The 23,869-nt window shown below is 55.4% G+C and carries 23 protein-coding genes; 9 read left to right on the top strand and 14 right to left on the bottom strand.

Features of this window, described 5'->3' with window-relative positions:
* Positions 1–333: 333 nt before the first annotated feature.
* The gene (locus tag AC2FLE_RS14855) at positions 334–1,209 is read right to left on the bottom strand and encodes an EamA family transporter (RefSeq protein WP_496697973.1); all 876 of its coding nucleotides are present in this window, start codon (positions 1,207–1,209) and stop codon (positions 334–336) included.
* A gap of 109 nt (positions 1,210–1,318) precedes the next feature.
* Here AC2FLE_RS14855 and AC2FLE_RS14850 point away from each other — a divergent pair, with 109 nt between their 5' ends.
* Positions 1,319–1,753: a group II truncated hemoglobin gene (locus AC2FLE_RS14850; RefSeq protein ID WP_496697971.1), complete on the top strand. Its 435-nt coding sequence runs from the start codon at positions 1,319–1,321 to the stop codon at positions 1,751–1,753.
* A 433-nt stretch (positions 1,754–2,186) separates the two neighbouring features.
* On the opposite strand, the gene glnT is transcribed toward AC2FLE_RS14850, so the two are convergent.
* From glnT to AC2FLE_RS14820, 6 genes are all read right to left on the bottom strand, one after another.
* Positions 2,187–3,515 carry a type III glutamate--ammonia ligase gene (glnT, locus tag AC2FLE_RS14845; RefSeq protein ID WP_496697969.1) on the bottom strand — a complete coding sequence of 443 codons (1,329 nt, stop codon included), beginning with the start codon at positions 3,513–3,515 and terminating at the stop codon, positions 2,187–2,189.
* A gap of 80 nt (positions 3,516–3,595) precedes the next feature.
* Entirely contained in the window at positions 3,596–4,924 is a 1,329-nt protein-coding gene (locus AC2FLE_RS14840; protein ID WP_142638687.1) for an FMN-binding glutamate synthase family protein, read from the bottom strand.
* Between the two features lie 20 nt (positions 4,925–4,944).
* The gene (locus AC2FLE_RS14835) at positions 4,945–5,628 is read right to left on the bottom strand and encodes a protein GlxC (RefSeq protein ID WP_496678512.1); all 684 of its coding nucleotides are present in this window, start codon (positions 5,626–5,628) and stop codon (positions 4,945–4,947) included.
* A 1-nt stretch (position 5,629) separates the two neighbouring features.
* Positions 5,630–6,559: a class II glutamine amidotransferase gene (locus tag AC2FLE_RS14830; RefSeq protein WP_496697967.1), complete on the bottom strand. Its 930-nt coding sequence runs from the start codon at positions 6,557–6,559 to the stop codon at positions 5,630–5,632.
* 148 nt (positions 6,560–6,707) lie between these two features.
* Entirely contained in the window at positions 6,708–6,923 is a 216-nt protein-coding gene (locus tag AC2FLE_RS14825) for a hypothetical protein (protein ID WP_142638480.1), read from the bottom strand.
* An 11-nt stretch (positions 6,924–6,934) separates the two neighbouring features.
* Positions 6,935–8,308 (bottom strand): ammonium transporter, encoded by a 1,374-nt coding sequence (locus tag AC2FLE_RS14820; RefSeq protein ID WP_271951763.1) that lies wholly within the window; start codon positions 8,306–8,308, stop codon positions 6,935–6,937.
* 339 nt (positions 8,309–8,647) lie between these two features.
* On the opposite strand from AC2FLE_RS14820, the gene AC2FLE_RS14815 reads away from it, so the two are divergent.
* Genes AC2FLE_RS14815 through AC2FLE_RS14795 form a run of 5 tightly spaced genes read left to right on the top strand, consistent with a single transcriptional unit; the run spans position 8,648 to position 13,010 of the window.
* Complete coding sequence (locus AC2FLE_RS14815; RefSeq protein WP_496697964.1) at positions 8,648–9,793, top strand: aminomethyl transferase family protein; 1,146 nt, start codon at positions 8,648–8,650, stop codon at positions 9,791–9,793.
* Between the two features lie 54 nt (positions 9,794–9,847).
* Positions 9,848–10,444, top strand: coding sequence for a dimethylamine monooxygenase subunit DmmA family protein (locus AC2FLE_RS14810; RefSeq protein ID WP_142638486.1), 597 nt, complete (start codon positions 9,848–9,850; stop codon positions 10,442–10,444).
* On the top strand, positions 10,441–11,403 hold the full coding sequence (locus tag AC2FLE_RS14805; protein ID WP_496697962.1) for a PDR/VanB family oxidoreductase: 963 nt from the start codon (positions 10,441–10,443) through the stop codon (positions 11,401–11,403). The genes AC2FLE_RS14810 and AC2FLE_RS14805 overlap by 4 nt, the downstream gene beginning before the upstream one ends.
* Before the next feature lie 13 nt (positions 11,404–11,416).
* Complete coding sequence (locus tag AC2FLE_RS14800; protein WP_496697961.1) at positions 11,417–12,484, top strand: heme-dependent oxidative N-demethylase family protein; 1,068 nt, start codon at positions 11,417–11,419, stop codon at positions 12,482–12,484.
* 7 nt (positions 12,485–12,491) lie between these two features.
* Entirely contained in the window at positions 12,492–13,010 is a 519-nt protein-coding gene (locus AC2FLE_RS14795; protein WP_496697960.1) for a GNAT family N-acetyltransferase, read from the top strand.
* Here AC2FLE_RS14795 and AC2FLE_RS14790 read toward each other — a convergent pair.
* Positions 12,988–13,644, bottom strand: coding sequence for a helix-turn-helix domain-containing protein (locus AC2FLE_RS14790; RefSeq protein WP_185956716.1), 657 nt, complete (start codon positions 13,642–13,644; stop codon positions 12,988–12,990). The genes AC2FLE_RS14795 and AC2FLE_RS14790 overlap by 23 nt on opposite strands.
* Before the next feature lie 228 nt (positions 13,645–13,872).
* Entirely contained in the window at positions 13,873–14,895 is a 1,023-nt protein-coding gene (locus tag AC2FLE_RS14785; RefSeq protein ID WP_496697958.1) for a helix-turn-helix domain-containing protein, read from the bottom strand.
* A gap of 137 nt (positions 14,896–15,032) precedes the next feature.
* Here AC2FLE_RS14785 and AC2FLE_RS14780 point away from each other — a divergent pair, with 137 nt between their 5' ends.
* Positions 15,033–16,055 (top strand): alpha/beta hydrolase family protein, encoded by a 1,023-nt coding sequence (locus AC2FLE_RS14780; protein ID WP_496697956.1) that lies wholly within the window; start codon positions 15,033–15,035, stop codon positions 16,053–16,055.
* A gap of 95 nt (positions 16,056–16,150) precedes the next feature.
* Here the strand turns inward: AC2FLE_RS14780 and AC2FLE_RS14775 are convergent, their stop codons facing one another.
* Positions 16,151–16,567, bottom strand: a complete 417-nt coding sequence (locus AC2FLE_RS14775; RefSeq protein ID WP_496697954.1) for a helix-turn-helix domain-containing protein — start codon at positions 16,565–16,567, stop codon at positions 16,151–16,153.
* Positions 16,568–16,637: 70 nt separating this feature from the next.
* Between AC2FLE_RS14775 and AC2FLE_RS14770 the strand changes: the two genes are divergently transcribed.
* Together AC2FLE_RS14770 and AC2FLE_RS14765 are read left to right on the top strand one after the other, a co-directional pair.
* Positions 16,638–17,888: an MFS transporter gene (locus AC2FLE_RS14770; RefSeq protein WP_496697952.1), complete on the top strand. Its 1,251-nt coding sequence runs from the start codon at positions 16,638–16,640 to the stop codon at positions 17,886–17,888.
* A gap of 23 nt (positions 17,889–17,911) precedes the next feature.
* Positions 17,912–18,808: an alpha/beta fold hydrolase gene (locus tag AC2FLE_RS14765; protein ID WP_496697950.1), complete on the top strand. Its 897-nt coding sequence runs from the start codon at positions 17,912–17,914 to the stop codon at positions 18,806–18,808.
* Positions 18,809–19,319: 511 nt separating this feature from the next.
* On the opposite strand, the gene AC2FLE_RS14760 is transcribed toward AC2FLE_RS14765, so the two are convergent.
* The 4 genes from AC2FLE_RS14760 to AC2FLE_RS14745 form a co-directional block, all read right to left on the bottom strand.
* On the bottom strand, positions 19,320–19,784 hold the full coding sequence (locus tag AC2FLE_RS14760; protein ID WP_496697948.1) for a hypothetical protein: 465 nt from the start codon (positions 19,782–19,784) through the stop codon (positions 19,320–19,322).
* A gap of 131 nt (positions 19,785–19,915) precedes the next feature.
* Entirely contained in the window at positions 19,916–20,986 is a 1,071-nt protein-coding gene (locus tag AC2FLE_RS14755; RefSeq protein ID WP_496697947.1) for a polyprenyl synthetase family protein, read from the bottom strand.
* A 3-nt stretch (positions 20,987–20,989) separates the two neighbouring features.
* The gene (locus AC2FLE_RS14750) at positions 20,990–23,038 is read right to left on the bottom strand and encodes a hydroxysqualene dehydroxylase (protein WP_496697945.1); all 2,049 of its coding nucleotides are present in this window, start codon (positions 23,036–23,038) and stop codon (positions 20,990–20,992) included.
* The gene (locus tag AC2FLE_RS14745; RefSeq protein ID WP_281995742.1) at positions 23,031–23,858 is read right to left on the bottom strand and encodes a DUF3237 domain-containing protein; all 828 of its coding nucleotides are present in this window, start codon (positions 23,856–23,858) and stop codon (positions 23,031–23,033) included. The genes AC2FLE_RS14750 and AC2FLE_RS14745 overlap by 8 nt, the downstream gene beginning before the upstream one ends.
* Between the last annotated feature and the right edge of the window lie 11 nt (positions 23,859–23,869).

The raw sequence follows: 23,869 nt of genomic DNA, 5'->3' as shown, positions 1-23,869 counted from the left end.
ACAATCGCATGCCTGCTGGCCAACACCCTGACCGCCGCATGCCGCGCAAACAAACTCCCAGAACCAGAAGGCCTGACGGCTTAAAACGAGGCCGCTGCTGTTCAAACTGCGGCTGTTCTTTTTTCCGTTCCGATTTTGGTAGGTATTGGCGACCTTGTAGATCGCGACTTGTGCATGGTGATCGTATCCATTGGCGTGTCGCCTACCAATTCGCTCCGATCCCCCCTTCTACGAGCGTGGTGTAAATCCGGACCGCCACGCTCAGGCGAGATTGAGTGCCTGCGGAACAGCCCGGCTGCAGCCCATCAGGCACGTCAATTCGCAAGGCCGTTCTCAGAGCGCGAGATAGCCGATTCCGGCAAACGCGACGACACAACCAAGCCACTGGCTTGGTGACATACGCTCCTTCAAGATTGCCCAGGCAAGGACAACGGTCAGTAATCCAAAAACCGAAGCCGCGACGGATGCATATTGGGCATTGGGCAACCTACCAGCCGCGACCACACTGAGAATTGCGACGGCGTCCAGTAAACCCATTAAGCACAATAGGGGCAGAGCTTTTGTGCCGGGCCAAATCGACTTGCGAGACGCAAAAGCTATCGCTGCCAGAACCAGAATTGCCGTGAGTCGACCGATTAGAGACACGGTGTATTCGTTGCTGATCTCTGCCGCGTATTGCCCCAGGGCAAATGCTGCGGCGAACCCGGTTGCGGCGAGCAAAGACAAGACAATGGTTAGGCCACGGGCAGGGTAGGTTGTCTCGGTTTTGTCTGAGCGGGCTGCGACGATGGATACTCCGAGGCCGATTGCAATTACGGCCAACCAGTGCCACGCACTGACCATCGAGCCGCGCCAAATTGCGACGGTGACGGACAAGACCGGATAGCTGGCAACTAGCGGCGCAACCAATCGCACGGGCCCTCGATGAAAAGCCTCGTACATGCTGAGCCCGGCCAAGAGGTAAAAAAAACCTGCTGCAATCGCATAAGCCATCGCGTTGCCCGATATGGAGTTGATGTCGCCCCAGGCTGCAACCATCCCGATCTGCAGGATGGCACCAAAGAGCAAAACAAACATAAGCGAGGCGACCACGCTGACGGACTGGCTGATATAGCGGACCGAGAGATCATGAATGCCCCAGCACAACGCAGCTAGCAACCCGAGTGCAAGGGCGCTCATGTAAGGGAAGATTGTTGTAGTGTCGACCATATTGGCATGTGTTCGGTCCCAGATATCAACAGCGCCAAGATGTCACTGTTGATAAACTAATATTCCTGTTATGCAATAAATTAGGCAATGGAGACCCGGAGAATCCACTATGTCCTCGGCTTTGGATCAACTTGGAGGCGAAGAGAGCCTGCGCGCGCTTGTCGAACAATTTTATGATCGAATGGAGGCCGATCCGGCTGTGTATTCCTTGCACCGGCTGCATTTTCGGGGTCACGGATTGAACCATACAAGACAAGCGCAGTTCGAGTTCCTCAGCGGTTTTTTGGGCGGGCGAGCTTATTACCGGGAACGATTTGGCCACATGGATTTACGGGAAATACATGCCCATGTGCCTATTCGCGAGGCCGATGCAGAGCTTTGGCTGGAAACCTTTGACGCCGCTTTGGAAGATTGTGAACTGCGCGGCCCGGCGGTGGATAAGATGCGAACCTCCCTGCGACGTGCGGCATTGATGCTTGTTAACGACGTTCCCGACTGGCGCATCGAGGTGGATAGGGAAAAAGAACAAGAAGTCCCAGAATAGGCTATTTGCAGGGTCTCGAAATCAGTCGTCAAACAACCGACCGTTCAGATTAGATGAAGCTGGTCTCAAGTATTGAACGTCATAAAGATTTGCTCGATCGCGATATCGTCGATTAGGTGTCATCTTTTGCACAGCACCCTTAGCCCATGCCCTGATTGACTGCTTTTCGGCCGCAAGCCAGGGATGATTCCGATTTCCCAGACAACCAAGGGGCCGCCCAAAGCAGCTGTGCAATGCGGGGATTGGGTTCCCGTCTTAAAGGCGCACAATTTCAACGGAATCCCCGTTTGACGATATGTGTGCAAAAGACGCGCCTCGATCTTCGCCCGGCGCGTGTTGACTGAAAAGAACATCCCGGCGTGATCGTTGTTGGTGAATGAACAACAAGGCCGCGGCACAGGCCGCAACCTCGATGTCTTCCAGTTTTACCGGATCAGATATCCAGCGTGTTTTCCTTTTCCCAGCGCGAGAAATGCGACACGAAGGAATTCCACTCCTGATGCTTCATCTTTAGGAAAGCAGACGAGAATTCGGCGCCCATCATGCCCTTCAGGTCTTTGTCTTTGTCGTATTCGCGCAGTGCATCAAGCATGTTCAACGGCAGCTTTGGTGCTCCGCGCACTTTATGGCCTTCGGCATACATATCGATATCCCAGCGCTTGCCAGGGTCTGCTTTGGATCGGATACCTGACAGTCCAGCCGCAATGATCACGGCCTGAAGCAGGTAGGGGTTGGTTGCTCCGTCCGGCAGACGCAATTCAAACCGCCCGGGGCCGGGCACACGCACCATGTGAGTCCGGTTGTTACCCGTCCATGTCACGGTGTTGGGCGCCCATGTTGCACCCGACATCGTCCGCGGCGCGTTGATGCGTTTGTAGCTGTTCACTGTGGGGTTGGTGATCGCGGCCAGTGCTGACGCGTGCTTCATGATGCCACCGAGGAAGTGCTTGCCACGCTCTCCCAGACCAACCTCACCGGTCGGGCCGTCGCCCTCGCCTGCAAACACGTTGGTCTTGGCCGCATCGCCTGGCGCATCCCAGACCGAGATATGCGCATGACAGCCATTACCGGTCAGGCCTTCCACCGGTTTCGGCATGAACGTCGCACGCAGCCCGTGTTTTTCAGCAACCGATTTGGTCATGAACTTGAAGAAAGAGTGTTTGTCAGCAGTGCGCAGAACGTCGTCAAATTCCCAATTCATCTCGAACTGGCCGTTGGCGTCCTCGTGGTCGTTCTGATAAGGTCCCCAGCCCAGTTCCAGCATGTAGTCACAGATTTCGCGCACGACATCATACCGGCGCATCACGGCCTGTTGGTCATAGCAAGGCTTTTCAGCTGTATCGAAAGGATCGCTAATCTGTTCTCCGTCCGGCGTCATCAGGAAGAACTCGGCTTCGATACCGGTTTTGACATGCATGCCTTCGCTTGCAGCTTCGTCGATCAGGCGGCGCAATACGTTACGAGGGGCTTGCGCGACATCGCTGCCTTCCATAACGCAGTTGCCAGCAACCCAAGCCACTTCGGGCTTCCAGGGCAGCTGAATGACCGATGAAGGGTCTGGAACTGCCAGCATGTCAGGATGAGCCGGTGTCATATCCAGCCAGGTGGCGAACCCGGCAAAGCCCGCACCATCTTGCTGCATGTCGGCAATCGCCTGCGCCGGCACAAGCTTGGCCCGTTGTCCACCGAACAGGTCGGTGAACGAGATCATGAAGTATTTGACGCTTTTTTCTTTTGCGAAAGCTGCGAGATCTGTCGTCACGATTGCTTTCCTTTCCCTGTTGAATTCTAGTTTTTCAAAGCAAAAACGCGGCCCCCATCAGGGAGCCGCGCAGCATCGGTTCAGAACCCTTCCTTGCCCGGGTACCAACTGGTGCCTGCCAAGGGGACTCGCGCCATGGCGGCCGCCTCCATTGTCAGGGCACACAGGTCTTCAGGTTCCAGATTGTGCAGGTGATTGTGGCCACATGCACGCGCGATGGTTTGGGCCTCAAGCGCCATCACCTTCAAGTAGTTGCGCAGCCTGCGACCCGCAGCAACCGGGTCAAGACGCGCAGCCAGGTCGGGGTCTTGCGTGGTGATCCCTGCCGGGTCCTGACCTTCGTGCCAATCGTCATAAGCGCCAGTGGTTGTGCCCAGCTTCTGGTATTCGGATTCCCATTTGGGATCGTTGTCCCCAAGGGCCACCAGAGCAGCCGTGCCAATGGCAACTGCATCTGCACCCAGCGCCAATGCCTTGGCCACATCGGCCCCGGTGCGAATGCCGCCCGAGATGACCAACTGAACCTCACGATGTACGCCCAGATCCTGCAATGCCTGAACGGCAGGGCGGATGCATGACAGTGTTGGCAACCCGACATGTTCAATGAATACGTCTTGCGTCGCAGCGGTGCCGCCCTGCATGCCATCCATGACGACAACGTCCGCCCCGGCTTTCACTGCCAATGCAGTGTCGTAGTAGGGGCGCGTGGCGCCAACTTTCACATAGATAGGCACTTGCCAATCAGTGATTTCCCGAAGTTCGAGGATCTTGATCTCAAGGTCGTCCGGCCCTGTCCAGTCTGGATGGCGGCAAGCGGACCGTTGGTCAATGCCTTTGGGCAGGGTCCGCATCTCGGCCACACGGTCACTGATCTTTTGACCCAACAACATACCGCCCCCGCCGGGTTTGGCGCCTTGGCCAACCACAATCTCAATCGCATCAGCCTTACGCAGATCGTTGGGATTCATGCCATAGCGTGAGGGCAGGTATTGATACACCAGCTTGGTTGAGTGGCCACGTTCCTCGGGTGTCATGCCGCCATCACCGGTGGTTGTTGACGTGCCCGCAGCAGATGCGCCGCGGCCCAAAGCTTCTTTCGCTGGCCCGGACAGAGCCCCAAAGCTCATGCCAGCAATGGTGATCGGGATATCCAGCTCGATCGGCTTTTTGGCAAAGCGCGTGCCCAACGTTACTGAGGTATCGCAACGTTCCCGATAGCCTTCCAACGGATAGCGCGACACCGACGCACCCAGAAAGAGTAGATCGTCGAAATGGGGAACTTTCCGTTTGGCGCCACCGCCACGAATGTCATAGATACCTGTTGCAGCGGCGCGACGGATCTCAGCATTGATCGGATTGGTAAATGTCGCCGACTGAATCGGCAGGGTGCGGGGGATCTGATCGTCCATATCTTTCATACCCTTCTTCCTCAGTAAGCTGCGGAATTGTCGATGTCGAAATTGTAAAGCTGACGAGCCGAACCATAGCGTTTGAACTCTTCCGGCTTGGCGTCGCTGCCAGCGCGGTCCAGCAGATCCCTCAGAATATCCAGATGCTCAGGGCGCATTTCTTTCTCGATGCAATCAGCACCGAGGCTTTTGACCGAACCACGCACGAACAGCCGTGCCTCGTAGAGTGAATCCCCCAGCGCATCGCCCGCATCTCCGCAGACGACCAGATTTCCTGCCTGTGCCATGAAGGCGGACATGTGGCCGATATTGCCATGCACCACGATGTCGATACCTTTCATCGAAATACCGCAGCGCGAGCTTGCGTTGCCCTTGATGACCAGCAACCCACCATGGCCTGTGGCCCCGGCATACTGGCTGGCGTCGCCATCGACGATGACCTGGCCGGACATCATATTCTCAGCCACACCCGGACCAACTGAGCCGTGAACCTTGATGGTCGCCTGTTGGTTCATGCCGGCACAATAGTACCCGGTAGACCCCTTGACCGTCACTTCGATCGGCGCGTCCAGTCCGACAGCAATCGCATGGCTGCCTTTTGGATTTACAATTTCCCAGCTGGTTTGGTTGGTCTCGGCGTTTTGCGCCTGCAGGGACGAGTTCAATCCACGCAGTCCGTCTGCCTCTAAATCATAGGTCTGCATTTCAGGCGGCCTTTTCGTGGGTTGTGGGACTGTCGTTGTGCGACCAGAAATATACGGTGGCCGGTTCAGGTTCCCAAACTCGGGCGTCTTCGATTCCTGGCAGGTTCACCAAGGCGCGGTATTCGCTGCCAAAGGCAACATATTGATCCGTTTCTGCCATCACTGCAGGCTTGCAAGCGATTGGGTCACGTACGACGCCAAACCCGTCTTTGGTCCCTACTACAAAGGTGAAAAACCCGTCCAGATCATCAATGCTGGATTCCAGAGCTTCCCCTAAAGTGGCGCCATTCATCATTTTCCAGGTCAGGTATGCGGCACCAACTTCGGTGTCGTTCTCTGTCTGGATGGTAACGCCTTCGCGGCGCAACTTGCGGCGCAACGAGTTGTGGTTAGACAGCGATCCGTTGTGAACCAGACATTGATCGGACCCCGTGTTGAAGGGATGTGCGCCCATTGTTGTCACGGCGGATTCCGTCGCCATGCGTGTGTGTCCAATGCCATGAGTGCCGCTCATGCCGCTGAGGCTGAAGCGGTCTGCAACATCCTTGGGCAGGCCAACTTCCTTGTAGATTTCGAGGCTTTCGCCACGACTCATGATACGAACCGTCGGCCGGATTTCAGCCAGCGCGGCGCGCGCGGCTTCGAACTGACGGGCGGGAATTTCCAAGACGGCATGTGTATCATTGTCTGCCTGACCAACCGTCACGCCAAGACTTTTGCCTAGCTCATCAGCCAAGTCGACAAAGTCCGTTTCGGGGCTGGGGGACTGAACTGTAATCTTGGTTTTGCCATCGGACTCAGAGCCGTAGATTGCAATACCGGCACTATCGGGGCCACGATCTGTCATCGTGATCAGCATGTCTGTCAGCATATTGCCCAGTTGGGGCGCAAGAGACTGGTCTTTGAGGAATAATCCAACAATTCCGCACATGGCTGGCAGATCTCCTTATGTGTTTCATTATGATTCGACGGTACCAACAAATCAGTGGGACATCAATAATCATAGGAAAGTTTTTTTCCTAAGAGGCAATGGGCGCGCCATGTGTTTTTCGCGCCCATTGCAAGCATTCAAGGCTGGATCAATATCGCTCCAACTGTGCTTTCACCTTTTCTTCGTCACCGGTGTGGCGCGCCTTTTCCAGGTGCTCAGCTTCGCGGACGAATTGGATGCGATGCCAGCCAACCCAGAAGACGACACCAATGATGACCATTAGAACTTCGTAACCTTGGAAGGGATAGACCGGCCCGACTTCGGCCAGATCCACGGCCCAGTTTGTATAACCATTCGTAGACATATCTTACTCCCTCATTTCGCTGCTACGCCACGGGCGGCCAGTTCTTCTTTATCGGCTTCGATAATGGCAGCTTTGGCGTCCTCATAGGCATGGTGTTCAGCGTAATCGAGACCCTGAAGTTCAACTTCTTCCGGGATGCGCAGTACGCCGGCAGCGGATTGCATTTTCGCCAGAGCCCAGCCTGGCAGGAACCCAAGGACAAAGAACATGATGACCGCACCCGTGATCTGACCGATCGGGTTGATGGTTGCATAACCTTCGTATGGTGACGAAGGCACGCCCCACAGGACAAAGCCCGCGATGACCAGCCCGACGACACCAGCATAGCCATGCACGGCTACAGCACCGACAGCATCATCCAGCTTGAACCGACGCTCTACCCAGTAGTGCAGATTATAGACGATCACGACGCCGATTGCGGCAATGATCATCGCTTGGATCGGGTGATACAAATCGTTTCCAGCAGACGCGGTGATGATACCGGCCAGACCGCCCGAGAAGGTCCAGAAGGCATCTCCCTTCGAGACGACATAGGCTGCCATCAACCCACCCGACAGCGACATCAGGAAGTTAAAGGTAATCGCCGACAGCGTGGTCGGGGCCAGATAGATGTTGGTTGCAGTCCAGGTGGCGCCAACGATCTGACCGTCGATAACCTCGGGCGAGATTACCGGAACGTTACAGGCGGCATAGAAGCCCCAGAACCCGGTATAGATCAGGAAAATTCCGATGGTCAGCAACCATGGATTATGCGGAGGAATATCCCGCGGCGTTCCATCTTTGGCAAACTTGCCAAGTCGTGGACCCAGTACCATGATCACACCAAGTGCGTAACCACCTGCGATTGCATGGATAACGCCTGACGCATATGCATCGTGATACCCCAAGATGCGCACCATCCAGCCACCATAGTGCCAGCCCCAAGCAGCGTCGATGATCCACCAGACGGACCCGATCATGACTGCATGGACCCACAAAGCAGATGACCTGATCCGTTCGATCACTGAACCAGAAACGATCGAGGCAGCTGTCCACGAGAACAGAAGGAACGCGGCCCAGAAGACCCCTGTGATTCTGTCGTCCAAATTGGTTGCCATTGTGTTCGCCCACGGTAGATTTGCGGCACCTGCTTCGGTGTCGAGACCGCCCCAGAACGGAAAGTTCGGGAACGCCCAGTAGATCCACCATCCAAAGAAGAAGAACGTGACCGTCACCAGCGGGATGATCATGATGTTTTTCATCAATGTGTGCATATGGTTACGGGCCCGGCTGGCGCCGACTTCGTACATGCAAAAGCCCACATGGATGAGGAACATGAAGACGACCGTTACCCAGTAATAAAACTCGGTAAAGACCGTCGTAAGTGCATTTAGATTGCCATCCACTTCGTAGTCTCCCTGTTGTTGCAGCAGGAGGTCTTTCTGCGAAGCATTTCCTGCTGGGAATAATTGTATACTAAGGGGACAATCTCATTGGCGACCTGTCAATAGATATGTGGGGCAAACATCTTTAAGGTCTGTGCTTGATGTATGTCCCCACACATCCAAAAACGCACTAAGCCACAGATAAAGAAAAGAAATATCAATATTCCCGGATGTTCTTAGGGTGCAAAAATTGCAGGCAAATATTCCCAACAGGAAAAAATTCTGCACACAAGTGTTGATTTTCAACCCAACATCGGCCTCAATATGGGCAACAAAAACGATCAACGGGAGAACCGAACTATGGCCATTCTTTGGAGGACGTCGGCCCTTGCGCAGCGCCACGCCGAGATCGGCGGTGAGCTTGAAGACTGGAACGGGATGGGGACTGCTTGGTTCTATGACCAAAGCCCTGAACGCGCCAAAGCTGACTACGAAGCAATTCGAACCAAAGCTGGTCTTATGGATGTTTCCGGCTTGAAAAAGGTTCACGTGGTTGGTGAGGATGCCGCCTATGTCATTGATCGTGTCACCACGCGGAACGTCGAAAAGATCATGCCGGGACGGTCGACCTATGCCTCGATCCTGAATGCCGAAGGCAAGTTTGTTGATGATTGCATCATTTATCGCCTGTCGGTGAACACGTGGCTGGTGGTGCATGGCACAGGCACCGGAATGGAGCAGCTGACATCCGTGGCGGCGGGTAAGAATTGTTCGGTCATCTTTGATGATGACATGCATGACATGTCGCTGCAGGGCCCGGTGGCTGTAGACTTCCTTGCTAAGCACATCCCCGGAATTCGCGATCTGGCCTATTTCGGCATCATGCAGACCAAGCTATATGGCTGCCCGGTGATGATTTCGCGGACCGGCTATACCGGTGAGCGCGGGTATGAGATCTTCTGTCAGGCCAAGCACGCCGTGCATTTGTGGGACAGCATTCTGGCTGATGGCAAGGATATGGGCATCGTCCCGGTCCAGTTCTCGACGCTCGACCTGTTGCGCACCGAAAGCTACCTGCTGTTTTACCCCGGCGACAATTCCGAAACCTATCCGTTCGATGGCGATACCTGCGGCGATACACTGTGGGAACTGGGCCTGGATTTCACTGTCTCACCTGGAAAAACCGGCTTTATCGGCGCCGAGAACCACTATGCATCGCAAGGCAAAGAGCGGTTCAAGATCTATGGCGTCAAACTGAACGGCACGACCCCGGCGGATGAAGGCGCGGATCTGCTGCAAAACGGCGAGAAAGTCGGCGTTGTCACCTTCGGCATGTATTCTGATATCAATGGTCACAATGTGGGTATCGCGCGGATGCCGGTCGCATGTGCATCACCCGGCACCAAGCTGACGGTGCGGAACGGCGATGGGACAGAAATAACGGCAACTGCGGAAGAGATGCCGTTCTACGATCAGGACAAATCGATCAGAACCGCAAAGGGCTGAGTTTCAGGGGGCGCGACGGACACACCGTGGCGCCCTTTTCCTATTGAGGGCACAATGTCAAAGTTCGAATTTCCCAAGTCAATCGCAAGCCGCCCGGTCTGGGGCACGCTAGAGGTTCGCCAGGGCGAACATCATCTCATGATAGCCGAGGCTGAAGGGGCCGAAGCCATTCTCGACATCGCAACACCTGACCTGATGGCCAAAACCCATCTGATCTATATCCCGAAAGGCACGGATTTCGCGGAAAAGCTAAGGGCATTGAACCCTGCTCAGTTCTATGAAGGCCCGTCTTTCGAGGCGTCTCTGCCGCGCATTCGTCGGGTTCTGGAGGACGCGCATATGGGATTGCAGGTCTACCTGACCGGCACCGAAGGCATGATGGGGCAGGCCATGAATGAAGTGATGGCTGTGGGTCTGCCGCACACGGCGATCCAGACCGAACATCGCGGATCGGTCGCCCGTCGGATGCAATGCGTGCATTGCAAGGGCATCACCGAAGACGTCGAGATTGACCCGTTTGTCTGTTCACATTGCGGCTTAAACCTGTTTGTGCGCGATCACTACTCCCGCCGTCTTGCCGCCTATCAGGGCGTCCGTATCGACGCCGAGGATCATGGTAATGTGCCCGAGTCGAAGGGGATTTACGAATGAGCGGTGCTGAGAAAATTCAGGTCAAGGTGACCGAGATCACTCCGCTGAACGAATTGGTGACGCGGTTCCGGTTCGAACGTATCGACGGCGCGCCATTACCAACCTTTTCGGGCGGGGCACATACTGTGGTCGAAATGCAGGATGGTGCCATTACACGGCTTAACCCCTATTCGTTGATGTCGGATCCGTTTGATCAGTCATCTTATACAATTTCGGTTCGACGCGATGATGAGGGCAGGGGGGGTTCGCTGTTCATGCACCGCCAGGTCAAGCTGGGCGACGAGATGACCATCAGCTATCCGGTCAACTTGTTTTCACTGGACTTGCGCGCCCGCAAGCATCTGTTTCTGGCCGGTGGCATCGGGATCACCCCGTTTCTGGCGCAGATCAAACAGTTGGAACTGCTGCACGGGCATTGGGAGTTGCATTACGCGTGCCGAAACACTGCCTTGGCATCTTATGCTGAGCAACTGACAGACAGACATCCGAACGAAACCCATCTGTACTATGACGATCAGAGCCAGGCGATTGATCTGAATAATCTGCTCAGCGGGCAACCCCTGGGAACGCATGTGTATGTGTGTGGTCCAAAGGGCATGATCGACTGGGTCCGAAACACGGCTGCCGCCGAAGGCTGGCCCGAAGATTGCGTGCACTACGAAGAGTTCCTGGCGCCTCAGCCCGGCAAGCCGTTCGAGGTGCGCTTGGCGGCATCGGATAAGGTCATTCATGTGGGTGAAAACGAAAGCCTGCTGGAGGCCATCGAACGTGAAGGCGTGGACGCACCGTATCTGTGCCGCGGAGGGGCCTGCGGTCAGTGCGAAACCGTTGTGCTCGACCATGAAGGTAATTTCGTTCACCGCGATCACTGGCTGACCGGCGAAGAAAAGGCTGCGGGCAAGAAAATCATGCCCTGTGTATCGCGTTTCGAGGGCAAGTCCCTCGTGCTGGACCGTTGAGAGGAGGCCCAACATGACCATTCAATTCAACGACGAATCCTTCCGCGATGACTATACGTTTCACAACTCGGACTGGGCGATCAAACGCTTTCCGTTCCCATTCCACGAAGACAGCTACATGTATTCGGTCAACATGGAACAACATCGCGGCGGTCCCGACGGATCAGTCTATGAGATGCGGTTCGATGTGGACGAGCACTACGTCTCAGAGATGAAAGACCGCGCAATGGTTCTGGATCAGGACCCGCTGCGCTGTCAGTCGTTGCCGCATATGACATTGGCTGGCTGGGACTTGCTGGAACTAATCATGGTTAGCAAGTCCGAAGACTATCCCAATCTGTTCGAACTGCATCGCAATGGCAACCAGTGGCGCTGGGTCAACAAACCGATGGGCATTGATCACAGCTTTACCTTCATGGACGAAACCACGATTCCGTACGGGCCGATGGAATACATCACCCGTCAGGCACAGGGTGATTTCGCCGTGCTGGATCAGCGTGACGAGATGCTGTGGATGGACGCGGGAATGGTGACGACCCAAGCGGATTGGAGCCTGGATTTTGACATCGGAATGAACTTTTTCGAATGGCACGCGCCGGTTCCCAAAGCCCATGAAATGGGCATTTTCCAACGCGCCCTGAAATTCCTGCTGAACATTCAACAGGGTGCCCCGGCACGGCGTCTGAATTGGACTATGACAGTGAATCCGCTGCTGGATACCAGCCCGGAAAACTATCACAAATGGGGTATCCAGAAGACGACGCTGACACCTGAAAACATAGCGCACAAACAGTATCTGCGGGTCGAGTTGCAAACCTTTTTCCGCCTGCCGCGATCCAACGCCCTGGTATTCCCGATCCGCTGCTACCTGTGTAGTTTTCAGGACCTGATGACCGTTCCCAAATGGGGCCGCCGTCTGCATCGGGTCATCCGGGACCTGCCGGTCGAGCTGGCAACCTATAAAGGGTTCATCGATAACCGCCCCATGATGTTGGACTATCTCAGCCAGTTTGACGACGGGTTGCCCACATCTCCGGGGATCTGGCCGGATTTGGAAACGGAACCACCTTTGTCTAAGTAAGCGAGACTTGCGAAATTTCTCAACTCATATGATTGATCCGGGCGAAGCGCCTTGGCTCATCTCGAGTGACGATTTTGCATTGTATGACGTGCTTGCGCTGCTTCGCGGGTCATTTCAGTACATGGATGCCCGGATCGACCCTCCGTCTTCTATCCATAGTCTGAACGTGGAAGGAATGCAGGTGCATTGTCAGGGTGGCGGCGAAATCTGGGCTGTTGGGCGACCACTTTTCGCGTGTATGTTTCTGACGCCCAAGCCCGACAGTTTGTACCTTGGAAAGCTTGCGGTGAAGGATGGATTGCGGGGTCAGGGTATCGGCCGCAGGTTGGTGGATCATGCCGCACGCCGTGCAGCAGAGCTTGGCTTACCTGCGCTGGAACTGGAAACACGCGTGGAACTTACTGAAAACCATCGCGTATATTCGAGGCTGGGGTTCACGATCGTAAGCACGGGCAGTCGCGAAGGTTATGACAGACCCACAGATTTCTTATTGCGCAAACCGATCAGTTTGTCTGCGGATAGCTGATCACTGATATATACCGCGCCGGCAGACTGACAAGCCGTTCGGGCCCATGCGGAGCATCTGCATCAAAGAACAGGGTATCGCCGGGTTTTAGCGGGTAAATCTGGTCCCCGTGGCGGTAATCCACCTCACCGTCCAGCATGTAAATCGTCTCGATCCCGCCATGTTGGAAAGTTGGGAACACATCTGATTCAGCGGTCAGGGTAATCAGATACGGTTCGACGATCACGCCGGATCCGTTGGCACCAATATGTCCCAACAGGTTATACTGATGGTTCGCACGTGTTCCTTCACGCTCCAGTTCGACGCCTTCTCCTGCTTTTGTATGAACCGCCTCGCGGCGTTCTTCAAACTGTCGGAAAAAGCTTGTCAAAGGAACCGAAAGCGCATCCGCCAGCGATTGCAGAGTCGTCAATGACGGTGACGTATTTCCGTTTTCGATCTTGGACAGCATGCCAATCGAGAGGCCGGTCAACTGGGCCAGCTCTGCGACCGTTATGTTCTGCTGTTTGCGAAAGGCACGAACCTCGCGGCCGATGGCAACTTCAAGAACTTTCTCTCTGTCACCCGAACGAACGGAATGTGGGTCCTGCGTCAGGTTTGCTGCCATTTCTTTGTCGCGTTTTTTCAATTTCATTCTTTCAACGTCTTGCTACACGTGTCCAAACCGGTTCTGCAAGCAGGCGCGGCGCAATACCCAATTCAATTCGGATTACCATAGCATCGGTTTTTCCTGATAGTAATATAATCATGCTGACAGAAAACAGAATAGAGATCGGATTCTCACTGTTCGACGGCTCTGACGCCGATGTCCTAAATCAAGGTTCGGCAGCTGTGGCAAGGATGCTTGGTACACCAGAACGTCTTAGGTTTTGACCCTTTCATCGGGCACTTCCACAAGAGACCTCAACCAGCGACGCGGATTGACGCCGATCACCCTTAAGAACTCGCGGTTGAAGTTCGACTTGGTGTTAAACCCGCTGGCCAGCATCGCCTCGGTCACCGATTTTCCAGTCTTCATTACGGTGCAAGCGTGAGATATCCGATGCCTATTGATGTAGCGAGACACATTCTCTCTTTTGCCTTTGTTGATTGCGCTTGAAAGCTGCTTTTCTGGAACCTGCAATTTTCGGGCCAACCGGGCCAATGTGAGATCGGGATCGAGATATGGCTTATGTGTTTCCATATAGGCGTCGAGCTTTTCGACAATAGCGGTGTCACGGGTTTTATCTTGCTTGGAATACGCATCGCGCGTGTCAGAGCCAATGCTCTGACTTTCGATTGCATGCGATAGGCTGAGCGCCCCTAATATGAGCAGTGTGATTGCGGAAAACAGGCTTGGCAGCCAGAGCAAGACCTCGGTGTCTCCGGATGCAAGGCGGACTCCAATGAATATGTCGCTGCCTGCTGAGGCGATCAAAGCGATGGCCAGAACACGCCAAACCCAAACAATCATGCGCCCGTTTTCTAAGCGGCTATGGGGCAAACTATCTTCGCCGCGTAAGAGCATAAACGCGATGGCGATACCGTATGCCGCAAAGAGAAAGGGGATCAACACGTCCAGCGCTTCGGGTCGGGTTGCCAGAAAACTTATCGCAAGGGCCGGACCTACCGCATGCAAATACAAGTCCTGTCTGCGCAGATAACCCACCGAGGCCTGACGAAAGGACAGCCACGCGGATGCGGCAATTACAGTCGCAAGAATGGGCTGAACGACTCTGAGACCCGTAAAGCCATAATATTGCACAAGCGCGATAACCGCACTTTGTGCTGCGCAGCATCCGATGAGGACCAAAAGCGTGGGATGGGTTTTGCGGGTCAGAAAGCGATGTAAAAGAAATCCCGAAAGCAGCAGGGCAGTAATCATTGGGATCGGTAGAACTGGCATCAGGGGGGTCCGTTTTCGTCTGTCATAGGACCTAAATCCTGATCTGCGCGACCTTAATCCGGATTCAGGTCGTATGAAATCCCGACAGCGTCTGAATGTAGGCCGGCACTAATGCCACCCTACAAAAAAGGCGCGCCATGAAACTTCCTCTTCTTTCCCTTGTCATGACCCTTTCGGCGGGCACGGAAATTGCTGCACAAGATGTCGGCCTCGTCGAATTGACGATTGCCGCACCTCATCATGATCAGGACATGCAAATGGCTGTCATGTTCCCTGCGGCAGGTCAGCGCCAGACTATGTTTGCAGAAAATGCAGTGTTCTATGGAACGGCAGTAGTCGAAAACGCCAAGCCGGTGCCAGGGCAACATCCGGTTGTTCTTCTCTCACACGGATGGGGCGGCAATTATGCACGAATGGCGTGGCTTAGTGCGGGGTTGGTCTCGCAAGGTGCAATCGTAGTGGCAGTAAACCATCCAGGCAGCACGACCTTAGATTTGGATTTCGATACCGCATTTAATCATTGGACCCGCGCCCAGGACATGTCCACGGCGTTGGATCACGCGCTGCAAGACCCGGTTTTCGCCCCCCTCATCGACACTTCACGGATCTACGCCACGGGTTTCTCTTATGGTGGCTGGACAGCCCTTTCGCTTGCGGGCGTCCAGGGCAATCGTGACGGATTTTTCGATTATTGCGAGGCCGCAGGGGCAGGGTCACAATTTTGCGCAAAGTTGACGGCAGAGGGCGTCAATGTAACCGCAATCGACCAGGAAAAATATGAGGCATCTTACAAGGATCCACGGGTCAGTGCCGTCGCAGCCATTGATCCGGGACTAACTTGGGATCTTGCGTATAAGGATGTGCGGGACGTGACAGCCTCGCTTTTTCTGATTGGATTGGGTGACGGGGCCGACAGGCTGAATGCAACAGACACGAGCGCTCTGGGAAGCAATTTTGAGGCGCTGGTTCCTCAGGCCGCGGTGATGACGATCGCGCCCGCAATGCATTTCACCGCGCTTGGATTATGTAAGCCCGCCGGTGAAGCGATTTTGATCGAAGAGCAGGACGATCCTGTTTGCACTGATCCCGTGGGAACGGACCGCGCCCAAGTCCTTGACATGATAATTGACAGTTTGGCCGCTCACTTCGATCTGAATTAGTGTATTTCGGACACTTACATATCGGCATTGCATCCAATGGTGCGGGCCGACCATACCCCTCAGCGGTATACCAAAAATTCGTAGTTGGCTTGCCGCTACCTGCCACTGGCTTTCTTCGTGCCCCGGTGATGGGCGAGGTCGGTGAGCCGTCTGAATGTTGGGCATTCCAAATGCGATGGCGCCGGGCAATCCGCCACATGTCGCAGGGTATCGCGCAGCGCCGTCAGCTCGCGGATTTGCCGATCCAGCGCATCCGCACGAATGTGAAACTCTTGCCGGGGGATATTCGGAGTTCCATCAAGGCCGAACATCCCCGAGATTTCCTCAAGTGAAAACCCCGCAGATTTGCCCATCGTGATCAGGGCTAGTTGCAATAAGACATCCGGCGTGAACTGCCGACGAAGCCCGTGCCGCGCAACAGACGAGATCAGGCCAAGCTCATCATAGTAACGCAGCGTTGAAGTTGGGGTACCGGTCTTTTTCGACACCTCGCCTATATCCAAAAGTTTCATGCTTGACCTCAAGTCGACTTGAATTCGTAACGTCGCCTTCTGTAGCGATTCCGACAAGAGGAAAATAGTCGTGCACATCAAATCAAATGCATTGAAGACAACGAGACCCGGCGCTTTGTTGTGTTTCTCCCTGTCCATGCTGCTGGCCTCATTGGGCACCAGCATTGCCAATATCGCCTTGCCTGCAATCGCCCAGGACCTGAAGGCGCCGGTACATCAAGTGCAATGGGTGGTGATCGCATATCTCGCGACACTGACGCTGTTCTCTGTGCTGGCTGGACGACTTGGGGACCGCTTTGGACGACAGCAGATGCTGATCTTCGGGCTTATACTTTTCGCGCTGGCCTCTGCGTTTTGCGGCTTGGCGCCCAATCTTAAGGTGTTGAGTGCCGCGCGGTCTCTTCAAGGAATTGGCGCTGCATTCCTCATGGTGCTGACCGTCGCACTCGTTCGCGATATTTTTGAAACAGAGCGTGTCGGGCAAGCCATGGGCCTGTTGGGCACGATGTCGGCGGTCGGAACTGCACTGGGACCTTCGTTGGGTGGGGTGCTGATTGGAAAACTCGGGTGGCAAGGAGTGTTCTTTGTCCTGGTGCCGATGAGCCTGACTACGGCCATTTTGGCCGTTCGGCTTTTGCCCGCGAGTGTTTCCTCTGGGATAACACCTCTGGTCGGACTAACTGCACTGCGAAAGAGCGGCGCTATCCCCGGCCTTGCGGCAAATTTTCTGGTGGCAAATGTGATGTTGACCACTTTGCTGATAGGCCCCTTCTTTCTGGGGCAGTCTCTTGGGCTAAGCGCGGCGAAAGTGGGGCTTGTCATGTCGGTCGGACCAATCATATCGATCTTCCTCGGCGTCCCATCGGGTCGGCTTGTGGATGCATGGGGGGCGGCGCGTGTTCTGTCGCTTGGGCTCATTGCTCTGACCACCGGGACCTTTGCACTTGCGGTCCTGCCAGTCGCATTCGGTGTCATTGGCTACATTGGCGCTATCAGCATCCTGACACCGGGATACCAGTTGTTTCAGGCCGCCAACAACACCATGATCATGGTGGGGGTTCGGGCAGATCAGCGGGGGACAGTTTCAGGGCTGCTTGGCTTGTCGCGCAATCTGGGCCTTATTTTCGGCGCCTCTGTCATGGGGACGGTCTTTTCCTTTGGGATCGGCGCCCGCACCGTCGAGGCAGCATCTGCTGAAGCGATTGCCAACGGGATGCAGCTCACCTTTGTAATCTGCGGGGTATTGGCCATCGTGGCGTATTGGCTTTCGCGTCGAACTTCGTTGAAGAGCATCACCAGTAAGACAGTCGCGAGACAATGATAGAGGAGGTCGCAGACCTACCGATGAACACTTTTAAACCTGTCCCAATAGACGGCTTGAACGTGCAGATTTGGGGGCATGGTGATACGCCCGCGCTCATTTTCCATGGGGGGCCAGGGTCGGGTCTCAACCCGCAGCACACAGCCTATTTCGACGCCGACCGCCATCGGGTAGTTCTTTTTGACCAACGCGGAACGGGGTTGTCGGGCAGAGCTGGTCGGGTCACAGCAAACACGACCCAGCACACCCTACGCGATGCCGAGGCCATCCGGATGGCCCTGGGATATGAAGATTGGATAGTGCTGGGTGGTTCATGGGGTGGCGCACTGGCATTGGCCTACGCATCCGCTCATCCTGATCGGGTACGCGCATTGATCGTGCGCAGCACGCATATCTGCCGTCCTTCAATGGACCAGTGGATGTTGCGCGATAGGGCAAAGCGTTTCGAAGCCGGGCAGCTTGCGCGCGGCCTGTTTCTCGATCCTCTCGATGAGACTGAACAGCTCCATCCTGCCATAGCATGGTTTGCCCGTATGGAAGACAATGACGCGCAAGCACGTGAGGCAGCCCGCCGTGTGATGGCTCTTGAAGATGCGTTTCATGGACCGCAACCTGGCACTGTGCGGCTTCCGGCAGCCGTCACCCAAAGCGACATAAATCGCACCCGCGTGTACCTTTGGTACTGGCTTAATAATTTCTTCCTACCTGCTACCGGCCCCGGAGATCCAAATACAATCGCCGTACTCCCACATCGTTTGATCCATGGAGAGGATGACCTAATATGCCCGATTGAACCTGCCCGTGCCTTTGCCCAAGCTGGAAAGCTTCAATTTGAGGAGATTGAGAGACTGGGTCACAACGGGTTGGCGCCGCAGATGATCGCTGCTGTGCGCCAAGCCGTAGATGATTTGAGCGGTTGAGTATCGAACAGAAGCGCGTTATCAAATCGGACAATCGCGGCAATTCCGAGTGCGCGGAATTTGGGTTCAGGGCATCGTTATTTTTTTGGCTGCGTGAGGTGGCTGAAGCAAAGCGCGATGCCTGACCGCCTTCGATTCCGTATGCGAGAGACAGGGGACAATCCTGGCTGGTCATTTCGCTTCGCGCGTCGATGTTGTTCAGCAGTTTATATCGTTTTCCCGGTAATCTTTTGGTCGATTTTTGTGCCAAGCCGACCCATCTCACCCGATTTAAGAAGCTGTTTGTTCTTGCTCGGCATTCACGTTGGCTGTGGCACCTAAAAGCCCAATGGCAGGAATAGTTAAGTTATCTATGAGGCGCATGTTTAGCCTCGCCCGGTGCCAGCTCCGTATGAGGCACATGATTACGATTCGAAATATTTTTCGAAGCTATTTTTCTGCATATGTGCAATCGAAATAGAAAACTCCGACCACGGGCAGTACTGCACCGTACCTTCGGGGCAGGATCACTTTAGTCAGCCACAACCTCAAAGGTGACAACGATGGCGGTGTTTTCAGTGCCTCGGGAGTATACGCGCCCCTGATACTGGCCGGGTTCTGCCAGATCATGAATGGTGAGGCTTACGGCAACGTCGACGGCCTGTCCCGGGGGAATACGGACTGCGGAAGGTTGGATGCTCATCTTGTCGGTTGGCAACACGTTGCCGTCGCGGCTGATCATGTCGCCAGGTTCGAACTGCAAGTCGACAACGTCTGCTCCGGCAGGTGCAGCAAAGGATAACAGAATGGTTCCTGTATCACCGGGCCTGCAGGGCTTGCGGCAGTGAAAGGGTCCGTCCAGCTGTTGTGTGGTGCTGTTTTCCGCATTCAGAATGCCCCGTGCGATCTGAGATATCGGAAGTGTATCCTGCTCCGGAACGGCCTTGGTGGCCGTGCAGAGAGCGCTGACAAATGGTTTTCGCTCGAAATAAGGCATAGCTTAATGTGCACAGCCTACAGCGTTTAGTAAATGACAAACTTGAAAGGAATGCGTATTGGATTCGGCGGTGGATTCACGGAATTTCGAAATTTAAGATATTGAATATCTACAAAAAAATAGGGCGAGTGTTAGACTTGGCGCGCCACCAGATAATCCATGAACTGACCAAGAAACGCGCGCGGCGCCGCGTTGGTATTTGCAAATACAAGATCGAATTCCCGACGGGCCGCCGCAAGCAGGTCATTTGCTGCGGCCTGAGCATATTCAATGCAAGAATAGTGGTTCATCCGCGCCAATACCCATTCGACCTCTTGTTCCGAACGGGCCGTTCTTGGCTTTTCCAGAAACTCTGACAGTCGGGACTGTTCCTGCCGATCCGCCTGCGCCCCAAGACGGCCCAGCATCAGCGTGCGTTTGCCTTCGTAGATATCCCCGCCGATCTCTTTGCCGTATTTCCCCTGGCTTCCCACAAGATTCAGAACGTCATCCTGGATCTGAAAGGCGGCCCCCAGAAAAAAGCCGAACGCGTTGAAGTCATCCAGATTCAGCGTTCCGGAGGCGACATCGTCTGGGCGCGCGATCAGGGCACCTATACGCATCGGGTGAATGAAGCTGTACCAGCAGGTTTTCTTCAGACACATGGTCAGGTAGTCGGACGGGCTGAGGTCAAGGCGATTGTCTTTTATCCATCCCAATTCAAGAGCTTGGCCCTCGATCGACTCTTTCAGCAGGTGATCAAACTCGTCCACCACGCGCGCGCCGGTCATCGGGCCCAGAGGGCCGAGGTTCTGGCGCAGCAGGCTCAGCGCCAGAGATTGCATGCCGTCGCCGATATTGATCGCCAAAGGCACACCAAGACGTTTGTGCATACATTCCCGACCCCGTCGGAAATCGCTGAGGTCTTCGATATCGTCATGAACCAGAAATGCATTGTGCAGCAATTCGATGACCGAAGCAGCAATTTCGGCATCCTCGGCTTTTCCGCCGAATGCTTCACATGTGGCCAGAAGAAGGGCAGGTCTAAGCCCTTTGCCCGAGGTTTCGATATAGTCCCGCATAGGCCCATAGAGATAGGCTTGCGGCTCACCCGTTGGCATTTTGTCCAACAGTACCTTGCGCGCCTGATCGCCATAACGCGTCAGTTGCTCAAGGAAGCCTTGCGTGGCCGCGGATGCCGGCTGCGCCTTGGGAACAGTCACCTGTCAGCCCTTCTGTGTGATGATGACTTTGCGACCGGACGTGTCGGTTGGCGGTGTGGTCGCCTCGACAATGCCGATCGCCAGATCTTCAGCAAAGTCCGCGCCGGGGATCGGTGTGTCCCGGCCTGGCAGATGCGCGGCCATCAGATTATAGAGCTCTGGAGGTGCCGCGACCATGCGCAACGCGTCCGAGATCGCAGGGTCTTCGACAATTCCGCCGGGCTTGGAGTATTCGGCCGTCAGCGGACCAATCGCGGCCAGCGGTCCTTGCCCACCACGTTTGGTGCCGGTGGCGTCTTGTCCCATGCGCAGAGCGGCCTCGACAGCGATGGCAAAGCGTTCATCCCAGGGCTCACCCGCCTGATATCGGGCATAGTCATAGGCCCGCAGGGGTTGCAGGATGTCAGGCTCATGCAGATCCCAGATTTCACAGGGCTGCGCCTCAGAACCACTGCGCCGCAGGATGGCATTGACGGCTCTTCGGGCAGCCTCATTTGCGCCTTCCATGGTGGCCAGGTCGGTGTTGGTCCGGACGTAGTCGGACGCAAGCATAAAGTTCGGAATCAGCGTCGCCGCTTCGGGCCGCAGTCGCCAACTGTTAATGCGGTTTACCAACAGCGGTTCGACATTGCTTTCTCGGGCAGGATGATCGGGGTCCTCAACGATGTCGGGATCCAGGAACCAATAGTGCAGTTCTTCATCCCTGAGGACGATGTTGCCATCAACGTTCAGGCTGCGTTTGAGCTGTTCCCAGACTTCTTTGGCGATTTCTTCACGAGAGCTGTCGCGCGCGGTTTTTCCGTTTGTGCCCGGCTTGTCCCATTCGGAAATATCGACCGAGAGCAATCCCTTGGTCTTACCATCGGCCCAGTTTTCAAAATCTATCTGGGACCAGAATTGTTTTTGCGAAACAGCCGTCAGCGCCCAAGGGCTGTCGATAAAGATCACATGGCCATGGGCCAGTTCAACATCCTTGGTCAGGTAAAACTGGATGCCATTCATCCATTGCACGTCTTCGGCAAGCAATGGCAGCTTGGCCAGACCCGGATCTACCTTTGTCATGGCCGGCGTCACCAAAGGTGCAATGCGTTCAATGGGCAGGGCGCTGATGAACCAGTCGCCGGTGACCTGCTTTTGCACGCCATCCTGTTCAACCGTGGCGCTGGAAATTCGGCCGTTTCGGCATTCAATCCCGGTGACCTTGGAATCGAAATGGTACACCACACCCCGGCTTTTCAGATATTCCAGCCAAGGCTGAATCCAGACCAGGTTGGTCGGCCCGTTCAGCAGCCTGTTGCTGGTCGCCTCGGGTGTTGCGATCCCAAGCTGCAGTTGAATGGCGACATCGCCAACGGTCTTGGTGCTTGCGGTTGTCGCTTTGGCTGCCACCAGTGACCGGGTCAGGCCGATTGCGAGAAACTTCTGATAGGCTTCGGACCGCTCCGCGGCGCCGATGAATTCCCACCAGCCGATACGTTCATACTCATCGAACCGGCGCTCTTTGCACGAGGTCGCAATGCGCCACATGCAACCAAGGAAATGTTCGATATCCTCAAAGTCGATTTCGTTGCGCGGCGAGATTGTATAGGCAAAGGTTTTGAGCGCATTGGCGACCTCTTTTAGCGATTGTGGAAACCGCTCGGGTACGATGATACCGGGGTGGTCGAACTGGCTGACCAATACCTGGGTTGTCGGAACCAGATTGTCGTAGCAGGTGCCCTTGTCATAATAGGGCGTGCGCGACATCGTATTGGTGATGTGCCGGTAGAAGTTAGGAAAGAACCGGAACCCATGTTCACCGGGCAACCAGGGGCGTTTGACACCGGGTGGCAGGTCATAGCCGTGCATCCCGATCCAGTCTTTCAGCGCTCTGATATGTTCCTCTTTCGAACCGTGATCGTCTTCACCTTCAAGCACGGGAATGCTGCGTGCCTTGCCGCCGGCGATAAGCTGACGCTCGTAGACTTCGACTTCGAAACCCCGTTCGATCAGCTCATGCGCGGCGCTCATCCCGCCGACGCCTCCGCCTAATATGACCACCTTTTCAGCCATCGGATGTTCCTTTCGCGGAATAGACGTCAAATCGCAGGGTGATGTCGGACAGGCTGGCCTCTCCGATTCCGAAACCCTGCAGACGGTTGATCCACATATAACGCGGATTCGAGGTCAGATACCGGGGTGCCAGCCGAACCGGGGCACTGGGTGGCAGCTTGCCCTTTGCAAGGGCGGCATAGCCATCCGTACCGAAATCGCAGATCCCGGTATCGTCGAACATGACCGGGGCACCGCCGGTTGTCGGATTGATCAGCGCCTTGGCATGCAGAATACCCACGCCATCAGGGCGCACGCGCATCCAGTCTCCGCCCACGGGCTCGATCGTTCCGTTCAGGTTCGGGCCGGTCACGGTACCGCCTTCTTTGATCGCAAAATGCAGCCATATGCCATCGGGAGTTTCACCCGATGGGTTGAAGTTGCCTGAAAACGGCACCTCAAAATGGGCGATATGATCCAGCACCGGACTGGATGTCTCGTGTTTTGGCGCGCGATCTTCTGGTTTCGGCGCGACCGCGTTTCCGGGGTCATAATCGCGCCCGCCCGAGGTCAGAACCGGCCGCCAGGTCATCTGTTTTCCCACAGCGGGAACCGGCAGGGCCGCTGCAAATTGTTGCAACCCCGATTGTGGATCCTGACCCAGTGGCCACCCACGGACAGCCCGTTCAGGTCCGCCCCCTTCGCGATAGAACAGGCGCAGCGTGTCATGCGGAGATATCGCAGGCCCGGCCTCAACCAGAACCCGCTGTACCCCGGTGGCTGCTTGAAAGGCGGCCTCGGACCAGCGCAGGGTGACCCCGCCGTCGCTGAATTCCCGCATACCCATCGCGC

Source organism: Ruegeria sp. CDSA077 (assembly GCF_059612265.1).
The sequence above is the reverse complement of the archived record's forward strand: the minus strand, read 5'-3'. Positions and strand labels throughout refer to the sequence as shown.